Annotated in this window: 2 protein-coding genes; both read left to right on the top strand. The window is 41.5% G+C overall.

Annotated features, from left to right (window positions below):
• Nucleotides 1-219: zinc ribbon domain-containing protein (locus tag GPK60_RS07805; protein WP_215659221.1), on the top strand; the 219-nt coding region annotated here is incomplete at its 5' end.
• Nucleotides 220-276: 57 nt separating this feature from the next.
• The gene (locus GPK60_RS07800; RefSeq protein WP_215659220.1) at nucleotides 277-1,563 is read left to right on the top strand and encodes an InlB B-repeat-containing protein; all 1,287 of its coding nucleotides are present in this window, start codon (nucleotides 277-279) and stop codon (nucleotides 1,561-1,563) included.
• Nucleotides 1,564-1,609 lie beyond the last annotated feature (46 nt).

Here is a 1,609-nt window from a genome sequence, read left to right as displayed (position 1 = left end):
CAGTTAGAATATAAGGCAAAGTGGAATGGCAGGAAATATGTCAAAATAGATAGATTCTATGCCAGTAGTCAGCTGTGTTCCGTCTGTGGATACCAAAATACAGAGACAAAAAATCTATTAGTAAGGGAATGGACATGTCCTGTCTGTGGAACAAATCATGACAGGGATATCAACGCAGCAAAAAATATACTGGAAGAAGGATTAAGACGAATAGCATAAAAGGAATAACAATATAGGGCAGGGACTGCCCGAATTAACGCCTGTGGAGATAGTAGGTTGCGAGGTCTGCGAAGCAGGAAGCCCATTGGCTTTAGACAATGGGTAGTTCACTATGCAGCTCAGACAACGATCAAAGAAGACGGCAGCTATCATTTTGACTATGTGACAAAAGAAGAGCCTACGGCAAAGACCGGTGATTTTATTATCACGATCGGCATTGAGGGTTCTACACACTATCAGGAAATCGGCAGGATCAGTGCACCGAAAGCGGTATACAGTGTAGACTTTACCGATGAAGATGGCAATACCATCGGTGAACAGAAAAAGGTAGTGGATGGCGGTACGGTAGAGGCTCCGGAAGCACCGGAAAAAGAAGGATATGAATTTGTGGGCTGGGATACTGGTCTGAAAAATATCCGGGAAAATACAGTTATCACTGCACAGTACCGAAAGAAAAAATGTACAGTTATTTTTGTAGACTGGGACAATACAAGTCTGAATATCAAAGAATTTGAATATGGTGATGTTCTGACGCTGGATTCTCTTCCGGAAAAAGAAGGACAGAAGTTCGATAAATGGACAGATGCAGATGGAAAAGAAGTAACCACCGTAACAGACAACATGGTTGTAGCAGCTTCATACAAAGATACCAAATACGTAGTTACATTCCTTGACTGGGATGGAAAAGTGCTCAGTGAGCAGGAAGTTGCCTATGGAGAATCCGCAACACTTCCGGAAAATCTGAAGGCACCGGGCGATGGCAAAGTATTTGACAGCTGGGATAAAAAAGACGAGGCGGGATTTGTAAGAAAGAGTATCGTTGTTTCACCGACTTACAAATATACAGAGACAACAACAGAACCAGCCTTTACGGTTACAAGCGGAACTTACCAGACGGCTCAGACCGTAGGGCTGTACTGCGTGAAGCCAAATGTGGAGTTATATTATCGAATCTATCCGCTTTCAGGAGAAGGTGGTCTGACGACAACAGAAGATCGCAGCGAATTCCAGTTGTATACAGCACCGATTCAGATTACAGAAAGTGCAGTGATCCGTGCCTATGCAAAGAGTGCAAATGCAAACGACAGTGAGATTGTAAGTACTGAGATTGTTATTTCAGGCAGCGGAAATTCATCAGGGGATAACACAGGCGGCAACACCGGAGGAAATAATAGCGGCAATAATAATGGCAATACAAATGGCGGTAACAGTAACAATAACAACAATAATAATACAAACAATAATAATACAAATATTACCGTACCGAAAACCAGAAAACTTTCCATTAAGAGTCTGAAAAATGTAAAAGGTAAGCCTGCAAATAAAAAGTCAAGGCTAAATTGAAGAACATTGAAAATTTTATACAGGTTGAAAATTAGGTATCAAAATA

The organism is Ruminococcus sp. MCC718 (assembly GCF_018783905.1).
Classification (GTDB): domain Bacteria; phylum Bacillota; class Clostridia; order Lachnospirales; family Lachnospiraceae; genus Hominisplanchenecus; species Hominisplanchenecus faecis.
The sequence above is the reverse complement of the archived record's forward strand: the minus strand, read 5'-3'. Positions and strand labels throughout refer to the sequence as shown.